This window comes from Streptomyces afghaniensis (genome assembly GCF_044327915.1).
In the GTDB taxonomy this organism is placed as follows: Bacteria; Actinomycetota; Actinomycetes; order Streptomycetales; family Streptomycetaceae; genus Streptomyces; species Streptomyces afghaniensis.
This window is the reverse complement of record NZ_JBIRGJ010000004.1, coordinates 643060-660897: the sequence shown is the minus strand read 5'-3', so window position 1 is coordinate 660897 and position 17838 is coordinate 643060. Positions and strand designations below refer to the sequence as shown.

General features: G+C 70.4%; 17 protein-coding genes. 6 read left to right on the top strand and 11 right to left on the bottom strand.

Features of this window, described 5'->3' with window-relative positions:
• Positions 1-468 precede the first annotated feature (468 nt).
• The 4 genes from ACH4G3_RS17485 (at position 469) to ACH4G3_RS17470 (ending at position 6311) form a co-directional block, all read left to right on the top strand.
• Positions 469-3099 carry a SpoIIE family protein phosphatase gene (locus ACH4G3_RS17485; protein WP_397625291.1) on the top strand — a complete coding sequence of 877 codons (2631 nt, stop codon included), beginning with the start codon at positions 469-471 and terminating at the stop codon, positions 3097-3099.
• A 137-nt stretch (positions 3100-3236) separates the two neighbouring features.
• Positions 3237-4601: an FAD-dependent oxidoreductase gene (locus ACH4G3_RS17480; RefSeq protein WP_397625290.1), complete on the top strand. Its 1365-nt coding sequence runs from the start codon at positions 3237-3239 to the stop codon at positions 4599-4601.
• A gap of 143 nt (positions 4602-4744) precedes the next feature.
• A complete protein-coding gene (locus ACH4G3_RS17475; protein WP_397625289.1) occupies positions 4745-5239 on the top strand; it encodes a lamin tail domain-containing protein in 495 nt (164 codons plus the stop codon).
• Between the two features lie 97 nt (positions 5240-5336).
• Positions 5337-6311, top strand: coding sequence for an alpha/beta fold hydrolase (locus ACH4G3_RS17470; RefSeq protein ID WP_397625288.1), 975 nt, complete (start codon positions 5337-5339; stop codon positions 6309-6311).
• On the opposite strand, the gene ACH4G3_RS17465 is transcribed toward ACH4G3_RS17470, so the two are convergent.
• From ACH4G3_RS17465 to ACH4G3_RS17435, 7 genes are all read right to left on the bottom strand, one after another.
• A complete protein-coding gene (locus ACH4G3_RS17465) occupies positions 6308-7810 on the bottom strand; it encodes an FAD-dependent monooxygenase (protein WP_397625287.1) in 1503 nt (500 codons plus the stop codon). The genes ACH4G3_RS17470 and ACH4G3_RS17465 overlap by 4 nt on opposite strands.
• Before the next feature lie 87 nt (positions 7811-7897).
• The gene (locus ACH4G3_RS17460) at positions 7898-8272 is read right to left on the bottom strand and encodes a hypothetical protein (protein WP_397625286.1); all 375 of its coding nucleotides are present in this window, start codon (positions 8270-8272) and stop codon (positions 7898-7900) included.
• Between the two features lie 126 nt (positions 8273-8398).
• Positions 8399-8920, bottom strand: a complete 522-nt coding sequence (locus ACH4G3_RS17455) for a roadblock/LC7 domain-containing protein (protein ID WP_243381931.1) — start codon at positions 8918-8920, stop codon at positions 8399-8401.
• 38 nt (positions 8921-8958) lie between these two features.
• Entirely contained in the window at positions 8959-9786 is an 828-nt protein-coding gene (locus ACH4G3_RS17450) for a hypothetical protein (protein WP_397625285.1), read from the bottom strand.
• Positions 9783-10187 (bottom strand): hypothetical protein, encoded by a 405-nt coding sequence (locus ACH4G3_RS17445; protein WP_354742536.1) that lies wholly within the window; start codon positions 10185-10187, stop codon positions 9783-9785. The genes ACH4G3_RS17450 and ACH4G3_RS17445 overlap by 4 nt, the downstream gene beginning before the upstream one ends.
• Positions 10188-10578: 391 nt before the next feature.
• On the bottom strand, positions 10579-11697 hold the full coding sequence (locus tag ACH4G3_RS17440) for a fatty acid desaturase family protein (RefSeq protein WP_383838417.1): 1119 nt from the start codon (positions 11695-11697) through the stop codon (positions 10579-10581).
• A 7-nt stretch (positions 11698-11704) separates the two neighbouring features.
• Positions 11705-12760 carry a ferredoxin reductase gene (locus ACH4G3_RS17435; protein ID WP_397625284.1) on the bottom strand — a complete coding sequence of 352 codons (1056 nt, stop codon included), beginning with the start codon at positions 12758-12760 and terminating at the stop codon, positions 11705-11707.
• Positions 12761-12846: 86 nt separating this feature from the next.
• Between ACH4G3_RS17435 and ACH4G3_RS17430 the strand changes: the two genes are divergently transcribed.
• On the top strand, positions 12847-13986 hold the full coding sequence (locus ACH4G3_RS17430; RefSeq protein ID WP_397625283.1) for a PucR family transcriptional regulator: 1140 nt from the start codon (positions 12847-12849) through the stop codon (positions 13984-13986).
• 304 nt (positions 13987-14290) lie between these two features.
• Here ACH4G3_RS17430 and ACH4G3_RS17425 read toward each other — a convergent pair whose 3' ends face one another.
• From ACH4G3_RS17425 to ACH4G3_RS17410, 4 genes are all read right to left on the bottom strand, one after another.
• A complete protein-coding gene (locus ACH4G3_RS17425) occupies positions 14291-14863 on the bottom strand; it encodes a DM13 domain-containing protein (RefSeq protein ID WP_397625282.1) in 573 nt (190 codons plus the stop codon).
• A 189-nt stretch (positions 14864-15052) separates the two neighbouring features.
• Positions 15053-15790, bottom strand: coding sequence for a flavodoxin family protein (locus ACH4G3_RS17420; RefSeq protein WP_397625281.1), 738 nt, complete (start codon positions 15788-15790; stop codon positions 15053-15055).
• A 234-nt stretch (positions 15791-16024) separates the two neighbouring features.
• A complete protein-coding gene (locus ACH4G3_RS17415) occupies positions 16025-16615 on the bottom strand; it encodes a TetR/AcrR family transcriptional regulator (protein WP_397625280.1) in 591 nt (196 codons plus the stop codon).
• A gap of 103 nt (positions 16616-16718) precedes the next feature.
• Positions 16719-17219, bottom strand: a complete 501-nt coding sequence (locus tag ACH4G3_RS17410; RefSeq protein ID WP_397625279.1) for a PaaI family thioesterase — start codon at positions 17217-17219, stop codon at positions 16719-16721.
• Positions 17220-17324: 105 nt separating this feature from the next.
• Between ACH4G3_RS17410 and ACH4G3_RS17405 the strand changes: the two genes are divergently transcribed.
• Positions 17325-17792, top strand: coding sequence for a winged helix-turn-helix transcriptional regulator (locus tag ACH4G3_RS17405; protein WP_354742589.1), 468 nt, complete (start codon positions 17325-17327; stop codon positions 17790-17792).
• Positions 17793-17838: the final 46 nt, after the last annotated feature.

The window sequence follows — 17838 nt, the reverse complement described above, 5'->3', positions numbered from 1 at the left end:
TCGCGGAGGTACCTCATGCCCCCGAACCGTGTGGTCAGGCGCGATCTCGTTCGGCCTAGTTACTTCTCTGAACCAAGCCCATGCCCCCCGCCCCGGCATGGTAGCCGCAAGCCTCTACCCGGGACGGGTCCGCCCGTCTCGTCGATGTCCCGGAAGACGCCGGCGAGACGGGCTCCACGGGCCCCGCCCATCCGCCCCCCATAGTGGCGGATGGGCGGGGCCTCCCTCATGCTCCGAACGGCCGCCGTCTCACACACATCTCACACGCGAGGCGTGAGACGGCTGCCCGATGCCGCCAAACGGGTGGCGCTATCGGCAGACCCGGCACTCGTTGCCACACTTGCCGACCGCTAGAGTCGGCACATGGTCCGACTCTTGGGTCGATCCGGGACTCGATCGCCCCTGCGGCCCGGCACTGCGCCGGCCTCCCGGCAGCGGCGGGAGGCGGGCCCGTCGCGGTGGCAACCGGTGGCGGGGGTGCGGTCGGTGCTGGGCGGACGCAGTGTCGCCGGACAGGTGTTCCTGCTCGTCGTGGTGATCGTGCTGCTGCTGGTGGTGGCGGCCGTCGTGGCGCTGGTCCTGCAAGTGCGGCACGACACGACCCAGGAGGCCCGCAACCGTTCCCTCGCCGTCGCGGAGACCTTCGCCAACGCGCCGGGCACGGTCGAGGCACTGGACAGTCCCGACCCCACGGCGGTGCTCCAGCCACATGCCGAGGCCGCCCGTGAGGAGTCGAAGGTCGACTTCATCGTCGTCATGAACACCGACGGGATCCGCTACACGCATCCCAAGCCGGACCGCATCGGGAAGAAGTTCGTCGGGACGATCGCGCCGGCGCTGGCCGGAGAGGCGGTGACCGAGGAGGTCGAGGGCACCATCGGCCACCTCGTCCAGGCCGTGGTGCCGGTGAAGGACGCCGACGGGCAGGTCGTGGGGCTGGTGTCCGCGGGGGTGACGACCAAGAACATCGGCGGGACCGCCGACCGTCAGCTGCCGCTCGTGCTCTCCGCCGCCGCGGCGGCGCTCGTCCTGGCGACGGCGGGTGCCGCGCTGGTGAGCCGGCGGCTGCTGCGCCAGACGCACGGGCTCGGGCCGCACGAGATGACCCGGATGTACGAGCACCACGACGCCGTGCTGCACGCCGTCCGCGAAGGTGTGCTCATCGTCGACGACGGGGGCACCCTGCTGCTCGCCAACGACGAGGCGCACCGGCTGCTGGGACTGCCCGCCGACGCCGAGGGCCGGCACGTGCTCAGCCTGGGGCTCGACCCCGGCACCGCCGAGCTGCTGGCCTCCGGGCGCGTCGCCACGGACGAGGTGCATCTCGTCGGGGACCGGCTCCTCGCCGTGAACCAGCGCACCACGGACCGTGCGGGCGTCCCGCCCGGCAGTGTCGCCACGCTCCGCGACTCCACCGAGCTGCGTGCCCTGTCCGGCCGGGCCGAGACCGCACGGGAGCGGCTCAACATGCTGTACGACGCCGGGGTGGGCATCGGGACCAGCCTGGACGTGACCCGTACGGCCGAGGAGCTGACCGAGCTGGCCGTGCCCCGGTTCGCCGACTTCGCCACCGTGGACCTGTTCGACGCGGTGCTGGGCGGCGGGCAGCCGGACGCGGCGGCCACGCTCAGCCGTGCGGCGCTCAGCGGGATCCGCAAGGACGCCCCGCTCTATCCCGTCGGCGAGCGGATCAGGTTCGTCGAGTCCTCTCCGCAGGGCCGCAGCCTCGACACCGGCCGGCCCGTCCTGGAACCCCGGCTGAGCGAGGCCCCCGGCTGGCAGGCACAGGACCTCGAGCGCTCCGCGCAGATCGTGGAGTACGGCATCCACTCCCTGATCACCGTGCCGCTGCGGGCCGGCTCCCTGCTGCTCGGCGTGGTCAGCTTCTGGCGCTGCGAGAAGCCGGAGCCCTTCGACACGGACGAGCTGGCCCTGGCGGAGGAGCTGGTCGCGCGGGCCGCCGTCTCCATCGACAACGCGCGCCGCTACACCCGCGAGCACAGCATGGCGGTGACGCTCCAGCGCAGCCTGCTCCCCCGGAACCTGCCCGAGCAGGACGCCCTGGAGATCGCCTACCGCTATCTGCCCGCGCAGGCCGGGGTGGGCGGCGACTGGTTCGACGTGCTGCCGCTGTCGGGGGCCCGGGTCGCGCTCGTGGTCGGGGACGTCGTCGGGCACGGGCTGCACGCCGCGGCGACCATGGGGCGGCTGCGCACCGCCGTGCACAACTTCTCCGCCCTCGACCTCCCGCCCGACGAACTCATCGCCCTGCTGGACGAGCTGGTCGGCCGCATCGACCAGGACGAGACGGAGGAGGAGGGCAGCGCCCCGGTCACCGGCGCGACCTGTCTGTACGCCGTGTACGACCCGGTCTCCCGGCGCTGCACCGTCGCACGGGCCGGGCATCCCCCGCCGGCGCTCATCCGCCCCGACGGCAGTGTCGAGTTCCCCGACGTGCCCGCCGGTCCCCCGCTCGGTCTCGGCGGCCTGCCGTTCGAGACGGCGGAGCTGGAGCTGGCGGAGGGCAGCCGGCTCGTCCTCTACACCGACGGGCTGGTCGAGGACCGGGAGCGGGACATCGACGTCGGGCTGGACATGCTGCGCGAGGCGCTGGGCCGGGCCGGCCAGTCCCCGGAGGACACCTGCCGGACCGTCCTCGACTCGCAGCTCACCGCCCGCTCCAGCGACGACATCGCCCTGATCGTCGCGCGCACCCGGGCGCTCGCCCCCGACCAGGTGGCCGAGTGGCCGGTGCCGGCCGACCCGGCGGCCGTGGGCGAGGTGCGGGCGGCGGTGACCCGGCAACTGGCGGAGTGGGGACTGGACGAGCTGACGTTCACCACGGAGCTGATCCTGAGCGAGCTGGTCACCAACGCGCTCCGGTACGGCGGTGGCCCCATCCACGTCCGGGTGCTGCGCGACCGCAATCTGATCTGCGAGGTGTCCGACAGCAGCAGCACCTCGCCGCGTCTGCGGTACGCGACGATGACGGACGAGGGCGGGCGCGGGCTGTTCCTGGTCGCGCAGCTCGCCGAGCGCTGGGGGACGCGCTATCTGCCCGCCGGGAAGGTGATCTGGGCGGAGCAGCCGCTGCCGTGAGCGGTCATAAGGCCGCCTACGGCAAGTCATAAAGTTGGCTTATGAGCTCATAGACCGGACCCGCGTACCAACTTAGGCATGCCTCAGTTTAGGCTTCACGGCGAGATCACTTGTCGCCGCTCGAAGGGAACCTGACCATGCCCCGCCCCCTGCGGGTAGCCATCGTCGGATCCGGCCCCGCCGGGATCTACGCCGCCGACGCCCTGCTCAAGTCCCAGGTGGCCGCCGAACCCGGCGTGTCCATCGACATCTTCGAGCGCATGCCGGCGCCGTTCGGACTGATCCGTTACGGCGTTGCCCCCGACCACCCGCGGATCAAGGGCATCATCACCGCCCTGCACCAGGTGCTCGACAAGCCGCAGATCCGGCTCTTCGGCAACGTGGACTACGGCACCGACATCAGCCTGGACGACCTGCGTGCGTTCTACGACGGCGTGATCTTCGCCACCGGCGCGATGGCCGACCGGGCGCTGTCCCTCCCGGGCATCGACCTCGACGGCTCGTACGGCGCCGCGGACTTCGTGTCCTGGTACGACGGCCACCCGGACGTGCCGCGCACCTGGCCGCTGGAGGCGGAGAAGGTCGCCGTGCTCGGCGTCGGCAACGTGGCGCTCGACATCGCCCGTGTCCTGGCCAAGACGGCGGACGAGCTGCTCCCGACGGAGATCCCGCCGAACGTCTACGAGGGTCTGAAGGCCAACCGCGCCAAGGAGATCCACGTGTTCGGCCGCCGCGGCCCGGCGCAGGCGAAGTTCAGCCCGATGGAGCTGCGGGAGCTGGACCACTCCCCCAACATCGAGGTCATCGTCGACCCCGAGGACATCGACTACGACGAGGGCTCGATCGCGACCCGGCGCGGCAACAAGCAGGCCGACATGGTCGCCAAGACCTTGGAGAACTGGGCCATCCGCGACGTCGGCGACCGCCCCCACAAGCTCTTCCTGCACTTCTTCGAGTCGCCGGTGGAGGTCCTGGGCGAGGACGGCAAGGTCGTCGGCCTGCGCACCGAGCGCACGGAACTCGACGGCACCGGCAACGTCAAGGGCGCCGGCACGTTCAAGACCTGGGACGTCGGCGCGGTTTACCGTGCTGTCGGCTACCTGTCCGACAAACTCCCCAAGCTGCCCTGGGACCTCGACTCCGGCACCGTCCCCGACGAGGGCGGCCGGGTCATGCAGGAGAGCGGCGAGCACCTGCAGTCCACGTACGTCACCGGCTGGATCCGGCGCGGGCCGGTGGGCCTCATCGGCCACACCAAGGGCGACGCGAACGAGACGGTGGCCAACCTGCTGGACGACTACGCGAACGGCCGGCTGCACACTCCCGCCGCCCCCGGCCCCGAGGCCGTGGACGCGTTCCTCGCCGAGCGGAACGTCCGCTTCACCACCTGGGACGGCTGGTACCGGCTGGACGCCGCGGAGAAGGCGCTGGGCGAGCCGGAAGGACGCGAGCGCGTGAAGATCGTCGAGCGCGAGGACATGCTGCGGGCCAGCGGCGCCTGACCTCACACACACCCCGCGGGCGGGTCCGGTGGCAATGTCACCGGACCCGCCCTTATGCGTGCTTGAACCGTGTACGATCCGGATGCTTCACCGAACCATCACATTGCCTTCACTAGAGGGCCATGCAGGGGGGACGAACGTCCATGCGTATACGCCTTGTCGCGGCCACGGCCGTCGCTGCCGGAACACTGACCGCTCTGACGGCGGTTCCGGCCCAGGCCGCCGAGTACGACTCCGCGCTGAAGATCCGCGGTATCCAGTACGACGCTCCCGGAAGGGACTCCAACCGCTGCTCGACGGGGAACACCGACGAGGAGTACCTGACCATCAAGAACTACTCGCGGTCGACGACGGTGAACCTCAAGGGGTACGTCGTGAAGGACGCCGCGGGGAACAAGTTCACCTTCACCGCGAGCCACACCCTCCAGCCGGGTGACTACGTGAAGCTGCGCGGCGGCAACGGGACCGACTCCGACGCGAACAACGTCGTGTACCGCGACAACTGCAACTTCATGTGGAACAACGACAAGGACACGATCTACGTGTACAAGCCGTCCGGCAGCCGCGCCGACGTGCACTCGTACACCAAGAGCGGCTCCGACCCGGACGGCAACGGGTACATCACGTACCACGGCTGAGCCGTTTGCCGAATCGGCAACAGGCTTCGTGTGCGGCGCGGCGGGCGCTGCATGATCGATGGACCGAGCGCCCCTTTTCCGGAACGCGGGAGGATCCATGCCGCAGACGTCCGCCGTCGACCACACCCATCGCCTGGTGCCTGTACCGGTCGGCCGCCTTCACCTCGTCGAGCAGGGTGACGGGCCGCTGGTCCTGCTCCTGCACGGATTCCCCGAGTCCTGGTACGCGTGGCGCCACCAGCTGTCGGCTCTGGCCGCCGCGGGCTACCGCGCGGTGGCCGTCGACGTGCGCGGCTACGGGCGCTCGTCCCGGCCCGCTGAGGTGGACGCCTACCGGATGCTCGAGCTGGTGGCCGACAACGTGGCCGTCGTGGAGGCGCTGGGCGAGCGGTCCGCGGTCCTGGTCGGGCACGACTGGGGCGCGACCATCGCCGCGACGTCCGCGCTGGTCCGGCCGGACGTGTTCCGCGCGGTCGCGATGCTGAGCGTGCCCTACACGCCACCCGGCGGGCCCAGGCCCAGCGAGGTCTTCGCGCGGATGGGCGGCGAGGAGGAGTTCTACGTCTCGTACTTCCAGGAACCCGGCCGGGCCGAGGCGGAGATCGAGCCCGACGTGCGCGGCTGGCTCGCGGGCTTCTACGCGGCCCTGTCGGCGGACACGATGCCCGAAGCCGACCCGCATTTCGTGGCGCGCGGGGGCCGGTTGCGGGACCGCTTCCCCGTGGGCCGGCTGCCGCACTGGCTGAGCGAGGGCGATCTCGACGTCTACGCCGGGGAGTTCGAACGCACGGGCATGACCGGCGCCCTGAACCGCTACCGGAACATGGACCGGGACTGGCAGGACCTGGCCGGCTTCGCCGGCGCCCCCGTCACCCAGCCGTCGCTGTTCATCGGCGGTGGCCTTGACGCGTCCACGACCTGGCTGGCCGACGCGATCGCGGCGTACCCGACCACGCTGCCCGCACTGACGGCTTCTCACATCCTCGACGGCTGCGGACATTTCCTCCAGCAGGAGCGTCCCGCCGAGACCAATCGGCTGCTGGTCGAGTGGCTGAAGGGTCTCTCCGGCTAGGTTCTCGGGCCGGGCAGCCAGCGATCGAGGTAGGTGTGCAGGCCTGTCAGGTCGGTGCCTCCAGCCACGTAACCCACGTACCCGTCGGGCCGTACGAGGGCATGGGTGGCGCCGGACCAGGGGCTTTCCGTGCCGAGGCGGTGGACGCCGACCAGGTCGTGCAGCGACGGAATCTCGGGCCAGGAGCCGGCGAGCAGGAGGTCGTAGCCCGGGCCGGCGGTCCGTTGCTGGAGGCCGCGTGGGACGTCGGGGAGCCGGTCTCCCGCCCGCGGGCCACGCCCCGGCGGGGTCGGTCCGGTGGTGGAGAGGGGGCCGCGGCGGTAGTGGATGCCGAGTTCGGAGACCGTGCGGAAGAGGCGTGCGCGGGGGCCGGTCGCGCGCAGGAACAGCGGAGCGAAGCGCGGGGCGAGGCGTCTCCGGGCCAGCCGCAGGGCCGGGTGGCTGCTCGTGCCGACGGTGAACGCCCGGTCGGTGAGGCGCCGTACGCGGTGGCCGACCGGGGCCCGCTCCGCCTGGTAGGTCTCCAGCAGCTCCTCCGGTGCTGCCCCGCGGCAGACGTGCGCGAGTTTCCAGCCCAGGTTGAGGGCGTCCTGGATGCCGGTGTTCATGCCCTGTCCCCCGGCCGGGCTGTGGATGTGGGCGGCGTCTCCGGCGAGGAAGAACGGACCCTTCCGGTAGTGGGTGGCCCCGCGGTTGTGGATGCGGAAGGAAGTCATCCAGACGGCGTCCCGCAGGGTCAGCCGGTCGGCCGTCCAGTCGTCGGCGATCTGCTGGAGGAGGTCCAGCGTCACCTCGTCGGGCGGGGCTCCCGGCGGGTACATGGCGATCATCCGCCAGGTGGCCGGGGTGCCGAGCGGGAAGAAGAACAGCAGGCCGGAGGCGGTCATGAAGGTGTGCGCGGCACCCGTCTCCAGTCCGTCGACCTCCAGGTCGGCCAGCAGGAACGTCTGGGGATAGGCATGTCCCTCGAAGGCGATGCCGGCTTGATCGCGCACGGTGCTGTGGGCGCCGTCGCAACCGACGACGTAGCGGGCCCGCACCGTCTCCTCGCTGCCCTCCCCGGTGCGCAGGCGGCAGGTGACGTACTCGCCCTCCGGCTCGGCGCTCACCAGCTCCGTGCCCCGCTCGACGGTGACGTCCCGTGCGGCGAGACCGGCCGTGAGGACCGCCTCCGTCTCCGACTGCGGGAGGAAGAGCAGGAAGGGATACGGCGTGTCGACGCAGCCGACGTCGAATACCGGCACGTGCAGCACCCGTCCGGGAAAGTGCAGGTGCAGCCGGACCGACGCGTTCCCCCGGTCGACCAGTTCGTCCGTCACGCCGAACCCGGCCAGCATCTCCAGGGTGCGGGGCTGGATGGCCGGGGCGCGTGACTCCCTGACGCGGTCCAGGGAGCGGTCCACGACCCGGAACGGGGTTGCGTAGGCGCGCAGCTGCGTCGCGAGTGCGAGTCCGGTCGGGCCCGCGCCCACCACGAGCACATCCAGGGGTGCCGTCATGGGACCAACCGTAGGTGCCGCCGTCCGGCCTGCCGGGGCCCTCCGCGACGTGTCCGTGGCGGAGGGCTCCCGTCCGGTGGTGCCGGCTCAGACCTCCAGGTCGTTTTCGATCCGGCGGAGCTGGTGGCGGGCCATCGCCAGGTTCGCGCGGCTCGCGTCGAGCACGAGGTACAGGAACAGTCCGCTGCCGCCGCGTCCCTTGAGCAGGCGGATGAGGTGGTACTGGGAGTTCAGGGTGATCAGGATGTCCTCGATCTCCTCCTTCAGGCCCAGGAGTTCCATGGTGCGCAGCTTGGCCCGTACGACGTCGGTGTTGCCTGCGGCGGCGACTTCCAGGTTGAAGTCCTTGCTGCCGCCGAGGGTGCCGAGCGCCATGCCGCTGGTGTAGTCGACGAGCGCCACGGCCGTCGCTCCGTCGATGGAGCTCAGGCATTCCTTCAGCGCGGTCTCCGTGTTGGCCATGCGGGCGGTTCCTTTCGTTCGGTGTTTCTTCGGTGAGTCGGGTGGTTCGGTGGTCCCGGTGGTCCCGGTGGTCCCGGTGGTTCCGGTGGTTCCGGTGGTTCCGGTGGTTCCGGTGGTTCCGGTGGCTCAGATGCCGGTCTGCGGGCGCGGCTGGTGGGTGGGCCGCTGCGGGGTGCGTACCGGGAGGGTGCCGATGGGGCGGGCCGTGGCCGGGGGCGCCGCCGCGAGGTGTTCGGCGGGCGCGGGCCGGTCGGCGTGGCGGCCGGTGCCCGGGCCGACGTGCGTGGCCACCAGGTCCGCGATCCGGGCGCCGCCGCGCCGGCCCTCGAGATGGAGGCGGCCGACGTTGACGCGGTCCTCGGCGAGGAGGGTGAGAACGGCGGTCGCCCCGGCCGCGTAGGTGGCGACATAGCCTGTGGAACCGCGCACCAGCAGTTCACGGAAGTCGCCGCGGGCCGCGGCGTCGGTCATGCGGTGGGCGACGCCGAGGGCGGCGGCGGTGAGCGCCGCGAGCCCCTCCGGTTCGGTGTCCGGGACGTCGTGGGCGAGGACCAGTCCGTCGACGGTGGCCGCGAGCGAACCGGTCAGGCGGGGTATGCGGGTGCGGAGCCGACGCAGTTCGTCGAGGACGTCGGTCTCGACGGCCATGAGCAGTCTCCTTTCGGCACGCTGTCGTCGCGCGCGGATCACAGTGCCTCCAAGGCGTGCAGGAGCCGTCGCAGCAGTGCGGTGTCGGGCTCGTCCGGTGCCGTAGGACGAGGGGCGGGGCCCGGCTCGGCGGACACGGGTTCGGGGGCAGGGGCAGGGGTGGGGGCAGAGGCTGGAGCAGGGGCGGGGACTTTGGGCACGACGAGCCCTGCGGCGGCCAGGCGGCGGAGTTCGACGAGGGTGTGGAAGGTGCGGCAGGCGAGGACGGTGGCGATCTGGGCGGCCGTGCGGACACCGTCGACCTGGGCGAGCGTGCGGCTGCGGCGGGCCGGCAGCTCCGCCGGGCTGGTGCCGGGCACGCGGGCGAGCGGAGCCAGGTCGATGGCGGGTTCGGGCCATATGCGGTGCAGCAGTTCGCGGCGGCGTCTCGACTCGCGCAGGACGGTGTCCACCGGCACGGCACGGACCGCGCCGAGCCAGTGCGCGGCTCCGGGGCGGAAGCGGAGGGCCGGTCCGTCGTGGGCGAGGACGAAGTACGCCGCGTCGAAGAGGGCGCCCAGGTGGCACAGTTCGAGCGCGCCTACGGCGAGGCGGCCGCTGTCCACCAGCTGACGGCCGACACGGCAACGGCGACCGGCCTGGTCGATCGCTTCCCACCAGCCGTCCGGGGCGAGCGCGCCGCTGTGTGTGAGCAGATCGCCGATGTCGGGGGTGAGGGCGGATTCGACATGCACGACGTGTCCCGCGGCCAGGTAGACGATCCCCGCCTCGGTGGACAGGGCGCCGCTCGCGCCCTGTGCGGCCAGGGTGCCGAGCAGGGCCGAGGCCGGTTCGTCCGTGCGTGATATCCGGGTCGGCGTGATCATCCGAGCACCAGTCTGTCCGCCATCTCGGCCAGCCGGATGCGGGCCAGGGCGAGGTTGCCCTCACCACGGTCGAGCCATAAGTGCAGGAACACGGTGCTGTCGAAGGTCGTGGTGACGAACCTGAGCAGGTGGTACGAGTCGCTGTTCGTGATGATCAGGTCCTGCACGGGCGGTTCCTTGCCGGACGCTCCGCCCGCGTCGCCGTCGGCCGGGGCGAGCACGCCACTCTCCGTGGCGAGACGGGCGAGTTCGGCGGTCTCCGCGGCCGCCGCCTCCAGATCGCCGCCCGGCGCGTCACCCACCGCGCCCAGGGCGAGACCGCTGATCCAGTCGACCACCGCCGCCCCTCGCGCACCGGGCAGCCGCATGGCCTCCAGCAGACTCTCGTCGATTCCGGGCACGCCGGATCCCCCTCCCCTGCACGGCCGTTCCCGCGAACGTGAGCACGACACTACGGAAAGTACTCGGCCCAGGTGAAGGCTTTGGCATTTTCCAGATGAATGTGCAGGGAAGTAGGCGGGGGTTGAACGGGATTGACCGGAAGCGGGCAGGATGCATCGCAGGGCGCCGCGGGACAGTTGGCCACACATGATGCTGACCACTTGCTGACTTTACTGACGAGTCATCAGATCGCGTCGGAGCCCTCGACCGCGCCGTCCCGCATCCGCCCCAGCGATGTCGGCCGGCCCTGTCCCGCCAGCAACCCTGAGGCGAGAACCTCTTATTCGGGAACCTCCACCAGCAAGCGCGGCTTGATGGGCTCCGGATAGGTGACCGGACCCCTGCCGGGAATCAGGCCGCGACGAGCTCCTGCTCGCGGTCCGGGGTTTTGACCTTGGGCTTCTTGTTCGGCAGTGAGAGCCGGAAGACCTTGCGCCACGCGGAGAACACCTGCTTGGGCAGCGGCCCGGTGACATACTCCAGCTCGTACTTCTCGAACAGCGCGCGCACCTTCACCGCGACCTCGGCGTACCGGTTGCTCGGCAGGTCCGGGAACAGGTGGTGCTCGATCTGGTGTGACAGGTTGCCGGTCATGAAGTGCATGGCCTTGCTGCCGCTGATGTTCGCCGAGCCCATCATCTGGCGCAGGTACCACTGGCCGCGCGTCTCGCCCTTGATCGACCGGCGCTCGAAGACCTGTACGCCCTCGGGGAAGTGCCCGCACATGATCACCGAGTGGGTCCAGAGATTGCGGACCAGGTTCGCGGTGAACGTGGCGGCGAGCGTGGGGAGGAACGACGGTCCCGACAGGAGCGGGTGGATCACGTAGTCCTTGAGCACCTGCTTGCGGATCTTGCGGCCCACGGCCTTGGCCCGCGCGCGGAACTCGGGGTTCTTGCGGCGGCGTTTGTGCAGGTTCTTGCCGAGCTCCAAGTCGTACGCCGCGATGCCGTACTCGAAGAAGCAGGCGTTGATGAAGTTCCACAGCGGCTGGCCCAGGTGGAACGGGTGCCACTTCTGGTCCTCGTCGACGCGCATGATGCCGTAGCCGAGGTCGTTGTCCTTGCCGATCACGTTGGTGTACGTGTGGTGCAGCTCGTTGTGCGAGTGCTTCCACTGGTCGGCCGGCGAGACGTGATCCCATTCCCAGGTGGTGGAGTGGATCTTCGGGTCCCGCATCCAGTCCCACTGGCCGTGCAGGATGTTGTGGCCGATCTCCATGTTGTCCATGATCTTCGCCACGGACAGACCGGCGGTGCCGATCAGCCACGCGGGCGGGAAGATCGAGAACAGCAGTACGCCCCTGCTGACCAGCTCGAGCTTGCGCTGCGCCGAGATGACCTTGCGGATGTAGGCGGCATCTTTCTCGCCGCGGCCGGCGATCACCTCGTCGCGGATCGCGTCCAGCTCGCGGCCGAGCTCCTCGATCTGCTCCGCGGTCAGGTGGGCGGTGGGGTCGATGGCGGTCAAGCTGTTCCTACCGTTCGATGTCGCAGGGGCCCGCGGCGGCGGACACGCAGGTCTGGATGAGGACGCCCGGTTCGGCCTCGGTGATCTCGCCGGTGCGCAGGTCGCGGACGGCGCCCGCCTTGAGGGGCGTGACGCAGCCGAAGCAGATGCCCATGCGGCACCCGGAGGGCATGAGCACGCCGGCCTCCTCGCCGACGTCCAGCAACGGCGTGCCGCCGTCCGCGTCGACGGTCTTGCCGGTGGTGCTGAACGTGACCTCGCCGCCGTCGCCGGCGGCGACGATGCTGGGGCGGAAGCGTTCGGTGTGCAGGCGCTCTCGGACGCCGTGCTCGCTCCAGTGCTCTTCGGCGGCGTCGAGCAGGCCCGCGGGCCCGCAAGCCCAGGTCTCGCGCTCGGCCCAGTCGGGCACGAGCTCGTCGAGACGGGCGACGTCGAGCATGCCGTCCGTGGCGGTGTGCACCTCGGTGAGCCGCAGCTTCTTGTCCGCGACCAGGTCATGCAGTTCGTTGCGGAAGATCACGTCGTGCGGCTGTGGCGCGGAGTGGATCATGACGACGTCGTCGAATTCGGTGTCGCGCAGCATGCCCATCACGGGCGTGATGCCGCTGCCGGCCGTCAGGTAGAGCACCTTGGCGGGCTTGGCCTGCGGCAGCACGAAGTCACCGGTCGCCTGGTCGAGGTGGATCAGCGTGCCCGGTTTCGCCCTGCGGACCAGGTGGTTGCTGACCTTGCCGTCCGGGATCGCCTTCACGGTGATCGTGACGCGGCCGTCCAAGCGGTTTGTCGGCGAGGTGAGCGAGTAGGCACGCCACAGGCGCACCCCGTCGACGTCGACCCCGATCCGCACGTACTGACCAGCTGTGTGGCCGCGCCAGCCCCGTCCCGGCCTGATCACGATGGTCGCGGCGTCACGCGTCTCGGGGTGCACGGCCTCGATGCGCCCACGCAGGTCGGCGCCCGCACGCAGCGGGCTGACCAGGTCGAGGTAGTCCGACGGCAGCAGCGGCGTCGTGACCATCTCCAGCAGTTTCCACGCCCTGCTGCGGAGGGCTGCACTCGTCATGACTCCAGCTTGATGCGCCTCAGGGCGTAAAGTCCTGTCCCTAAGATGTGAATCTAGTCGGCTGGATTGTTCGCAGGGAACAAACTATGAGCCATGTACAGCAGAGGGCCACCGAACTGGCCCTTGATGAGACGACGGTCACCGTACTGCGGGCCGCGCTGAAGACCACCGCCGACGAGGTCGTCCAGGCGATCATCGACGAGGTCCCTCCCTACGCCAACGCCCTTTCGGGCAGCATGGGCGGCACCATCCGCCGAGCCGTCCGCACTGCCCTGGGCCACTACCTGGACGTGGCGAGCGGGAACGCCACGGGCGGCGACGCCGGTGACGCAGCCTACGAGCTGGGCCGCGGCGAGGTGCGCGACGGCCGTTCGATGGACGCCCTGCTCAGCGCCTACCGCGTCGGCGCCCGCGTGGCCTGGCGTTGCCTGGCCGCGGGTGCCGTACCCGCAGGTCTGCCCGCCGCCGAGGTCGCCAAGTTCGCCGAGCTGACCTTCGCCTACATCGACGAGCTATCCGCCGCGAGCGCCGCGGGCCACGCCGACGAACTGGCCGCCCGGGGCCGGGTTCATGAGCGCCACCTGGAACAACTGGTCCGCGACCTCCTCACCGGCGCGAGCCCGGACGCGCTGCTGGCCTCTGCTCAACGGGCAGGGTGGCAGCCTCCGGTTTCGCTGACCGCGGTCCTGCTGCCCGCCGCCCAGGCCCGGCCTGCCTACCGCGCGCTCGACCCGAACACCCTCGTCCTCGACGATCTGCCGGACGCATTGGGCGTGCTGCTCGTCCCCGATGCCGACCGATCACATCTCTTGAGGCAGCTGGCCGACCGCACCGCCGTGGTCGGCCCGGCCCGGCCATGGACGCGTGCGTCCGCCTCATACGAACGAGCCGTACGGGCGCGGTCCCTCTCCTGCGATATCCGCGACACCGAGGACCACCTGCCCGAGCTGGTACTGAGCGCCGACGCGGACGCGTATGCAGACCTGCGAGCCCGAGCCCTCGCACCGTTGCAGACCTTGCCTGTCGCGACGGCGCGGCGGCTGGAAGAGACGTTGCGGGCGTGGCTGTTGCACCAGGGCAGGCGGGAGGAGGTGGCAGCGGAGTTGTTCATCCATCCCCAGACCGTCCGGTACCGGATGTCCCAGCTGCGGGAGCTGTTTCCGGATCTCGGGTCACCGCATCGGGTCCTTGAACTGACTCTGGCGGTCGGTCTTCGGGTCAGCTGACGCGTTCTTCGATCGTCCACGTCCGCCTCCGCGAGCGGTCCAGGAATCGTGCCTCGTTTGACTCAGGCGTCGTCCGACAAGGTGCTGCCTATATGACCGCCCGCTGCGATGGACCTGTCGCCGGCTGCGGTCACCGTCCCGGACGCCGGAGGCGGGGTGGGGGCCGCGGACGGTGTCGGCGAGGATGCGGGCGCGGCGCCATGCCTGCCGCGGCGGCGCCGACGCTGCCTCCGGCCGCAATGGACCGTTCTCCGTCGGCGCTGGCCTGGCTCACCTGTCGCGCCCGGCCACGGCCGGACCGCTGTCAGACTCGAGTGAGGCCGGCGGCGCCGAACGACACGTCGAAACGGTCGCACCAGATGCTCACGCTGCCGTAGTTCGACGGATCCACGTCGGGGGGCAGGGCGTAGTTCTGACTTCCCTTGTTGCCCTTCAGCTTGCCGAGGCTGACGTACTTCCCGTCGTCGAAGACATGCCACCCGGCCTTCCCCTGCTTCACCGGCGCGTCGGTCAGCCAGACACGCAGGTCCGGCCCGTTACTGGTGTCGAGGTTCTCCAGCCGGACGACGTGGGAGCCGTCGGCCAGCCGTACGAGCTTCACCGTGCCCGACGTCGCGTGCTCGTGGCTGATCAGCTCACCGCTGGCCAGCGTCTGCGGACCGGCGGCCGGGGAGGACGGCGCGGAAGGCTCGTCGGATGGCGCCGCGGCAGGAGGGACGGAGGCCTCCGCGACCCCAGGAAGGGCCTCTCGGACGGTCTCGTCCTGCCACAGCTTCCACGGCTGGAACCAGTACAGCCCGAAGCCGCCTCCGACGACCGCCACCACCAACACCGCGATGACCAACGGCCCGGTCAATGCCTTTCGCACGCGCCTCATCCCCGCTCGCTTCCTGAGAGTTCCCGCTGCTCCCTGCCCATTCAACGGGCGACTGGCGGCCGGGCAGCACCCCGCGGCTGATGACGGAATCCTTACGTCGCGCCGTCGGTCACGAAGACGGTCACGAAGACGGGGACGGGGACGGGGACGGGGAACAGGGGGCCGAGAGCAGTGGGCTCCCGGTCCGGCTCAGCGGTGCTCCGGGTTGTCCGCCCCGGGCCGGCAGCCCGCGTCCCACTCCGTGCGCTGGTTGCCGTGGGCCGGGATCCCTCCGGCGCGTTTGAGCAGGGCCGCCAAGTGCATCAGGTTCCAGGTCATGAAGGCGGTGTTGCGGTTGGTGAAGTCGTTCTCCGGGCCGCCCGAGCCGGGGTCCAGGTACGAGGGTCCGGGGCCCGCGGCGCCGATCCAGCCTGCGTCCGCCTGCGGCGGGACGGTGTAGCCGAGGTGCTGAAGGCTGTAGAGGACGTTCATGGCGCAGTGCTTGACCCCGTCCTCGTTGCCGGTGATCAGGCACCCTCCGACCCGTCCGTAGTAGGCGTACTGTCCCTGGGGGTTGAGCAGGCTGGAGCAGCTGTACAGACGCTCGATGACCTGCTTGGTGACGGAGCTGTTGTCGCCCAGCCAGATGGGCCCGGCCAGGACCAGGATGTCCGCTGCCATCACCTGCTCGTACAGCGCGGGCCAGGCGTCGGTGGCGAAACCGTGTTCGGTCATGTCCGGGTAGACGCCCGGCGCGATGTCCTGGTCGACCGCGCGGACGAGCTCCGTGGTCACCCCTTGCGCGTCCATGATCGCCCGGCTCTTGTCGATGAGCCCCTGGGTGTGGCTGAGCTGGGGCGACGGCTTGAGCGTGCAGTTGATGAAGAGAGCGCGCAGGTCGTCGAAGCGGTATCCGTCCTCCGTGGACGGGACCGGCGGTGCTGCCATGGCGGACTCCGGAGGGACAGCGGACTGGGGCGAGGCGGGTGCCAGAGGCAGCGTCTCGCGGAAATCGCGCGCTGTCCGGTTACGACGCACCTGCGACGCCAAGGCTGACGGAGGAGTCCTCAGCTCACTCGGGCGGGCTTCATCCGAAAGGCCGGGCCGGGAACGCTCTCGATGTCCTTCGCTTCCACCGGGTGGCCTTGTTCGCTTGCGGACACCCCCTCGGGACGTGGTGCGTCAGACGCGCCGCCCGGCGTCCACCAGGGCGAGGGCGTTGTCGATCCCCTGCTCGAGGAGCTCATCGGCGAGTTGCCTGTCGGTCAAGGCGCGGGAAAGCTGCAGTGTCCCTGCCATCAGGCCGAGGAGGCTGAGCGCCTTCACGCGGGCGGAGGACGGGGCCTCGGGCGCCATGCGGGCGGCAATGCCGTCGATCAGGACCAGCACGCCGTCGGTGTACGCCTGCCTGGTCGCGTCGGTACAGCGCCCGATCTCGTCGAGCAGAGCGGCGTTGGGGCAGCCGTCGCCGAGGCTGTCGCGGTGCTGGGGCGACAGGTACCCCCGCACGATCTGCTCGAGTCCGGCACGGCCCGGCGCGGCCCGCGCGACGACGCTCTCGGCCTGCACCTTCACCTGGTCGGCGATTGCCGTGGCGACGAGGTCGTCCTTGGATTCGAAGTGAGCGTAGAAGGCACCATTGGTCAGCCCCGCGTCCTTCATGAGCGTCGAGACACCGGAGCCGTCGATACCGTCCTGCTTGAACCGGCGGCCGGCCGTCTCGATGATCCGCCGCCTCGTCTCCGCCTTGTGCTCTTTTCCGTACCGCACCAAGGCATACGCTCCTTCGCCGCCCGGAAGGGCCCGTCTGCCCTTCGTCAGCTTCGCAATTCTATGGGATTGCGAACGTAATCCAAAGAGTCGGCCGTCTGCGGAGTCACACCTGACGGGCGGGCACCGGGAAGAGCATGCAGCTGCTGGTCGCGTGGGCGAGGAGACGGTCCTTCGTGTCGACCAATCGGGCCTGGGCGAGGGCGGTCTGGCGGCCCTTGTTCACGACCGTGCCGATGGCGCGCACCGGGCCCGTGTCCACGGTGATCGGCCGCAGGAACTTCACCGTCAGGTCGAGCGAGGTGTACGCCATGCCCTGCGGGAGCAGGGACTGGACGGCGCAGCCCGCCGCCGAGTCGAGCAGGGTGGCGAAGACGCCGCCGTGGACGCTGCCGATCGGGTTGTAGTGCTCCTCCCCCGGCGTCAGAGAGAAGACCGCCCTGCCGGGCTCCACCTCGTCCAGGGCGAAGTCGACGGTGCTGCTGATCGGCGCCCTCGGCAGCCGCCCCGCCTGCACCTCGCGCAGGAAGTCGATGCCGGCCATCTGCCCGGCGGCCTCCGCCGAGATCGCGGGATCGTCCCAGTGATACGTACGCGTTCGCCCCACGGTCCAGCGCCCTTCCCTCTGCCTGTCAGCTGACTTTTTCAAGTGAAGCTAGGCTTTTGTTCACCTGACTGTCAATGGTGAAGTCAGCTCGCTTACGATGGTGGGATGGAGTGGCTTGAGGCGAGCACGGAGAACTGCCCCGTCCAGCGCACGCTCGATGTGATCGGGGAGAAGTGGACGCTGCTGATCCTGCGTGATGCCGTCAACGGCGTCCGCCGCTTCGACGACTTCCACCGCCACATCGGCCTGTCGGAGGCCGTCCTCAGCGACCGCCTCCGCAAGCTGACCTCGTCCGGCATCCTGAAGACCGTCCCCTACCGGGAGCCCGGCAGCCGCTCCCGCAACGAATACCGCCTGACTCGCAAGGGCTGGGACCTGTGGCCCGTCCTGATGGCGCTGAGCCAGTGGGGCGAGGCATACGCCCTCGGTTCCGAGGGCCCCGTACTGGACGTCCGCCACACCGAGTGTGACGCCCCGGTCCGCGTCGTCGTCGAGTGCTCTGCGGAGCACTCGACCCTCACTCCCCGGGAAGTCACCGCCCGGCTGGGAACGGGCGCCCGCCTCCGTTCGTGAGCCGACGACCTCACGGTCGCGGGCCGGGCCGGCCGTGGGTACGAAG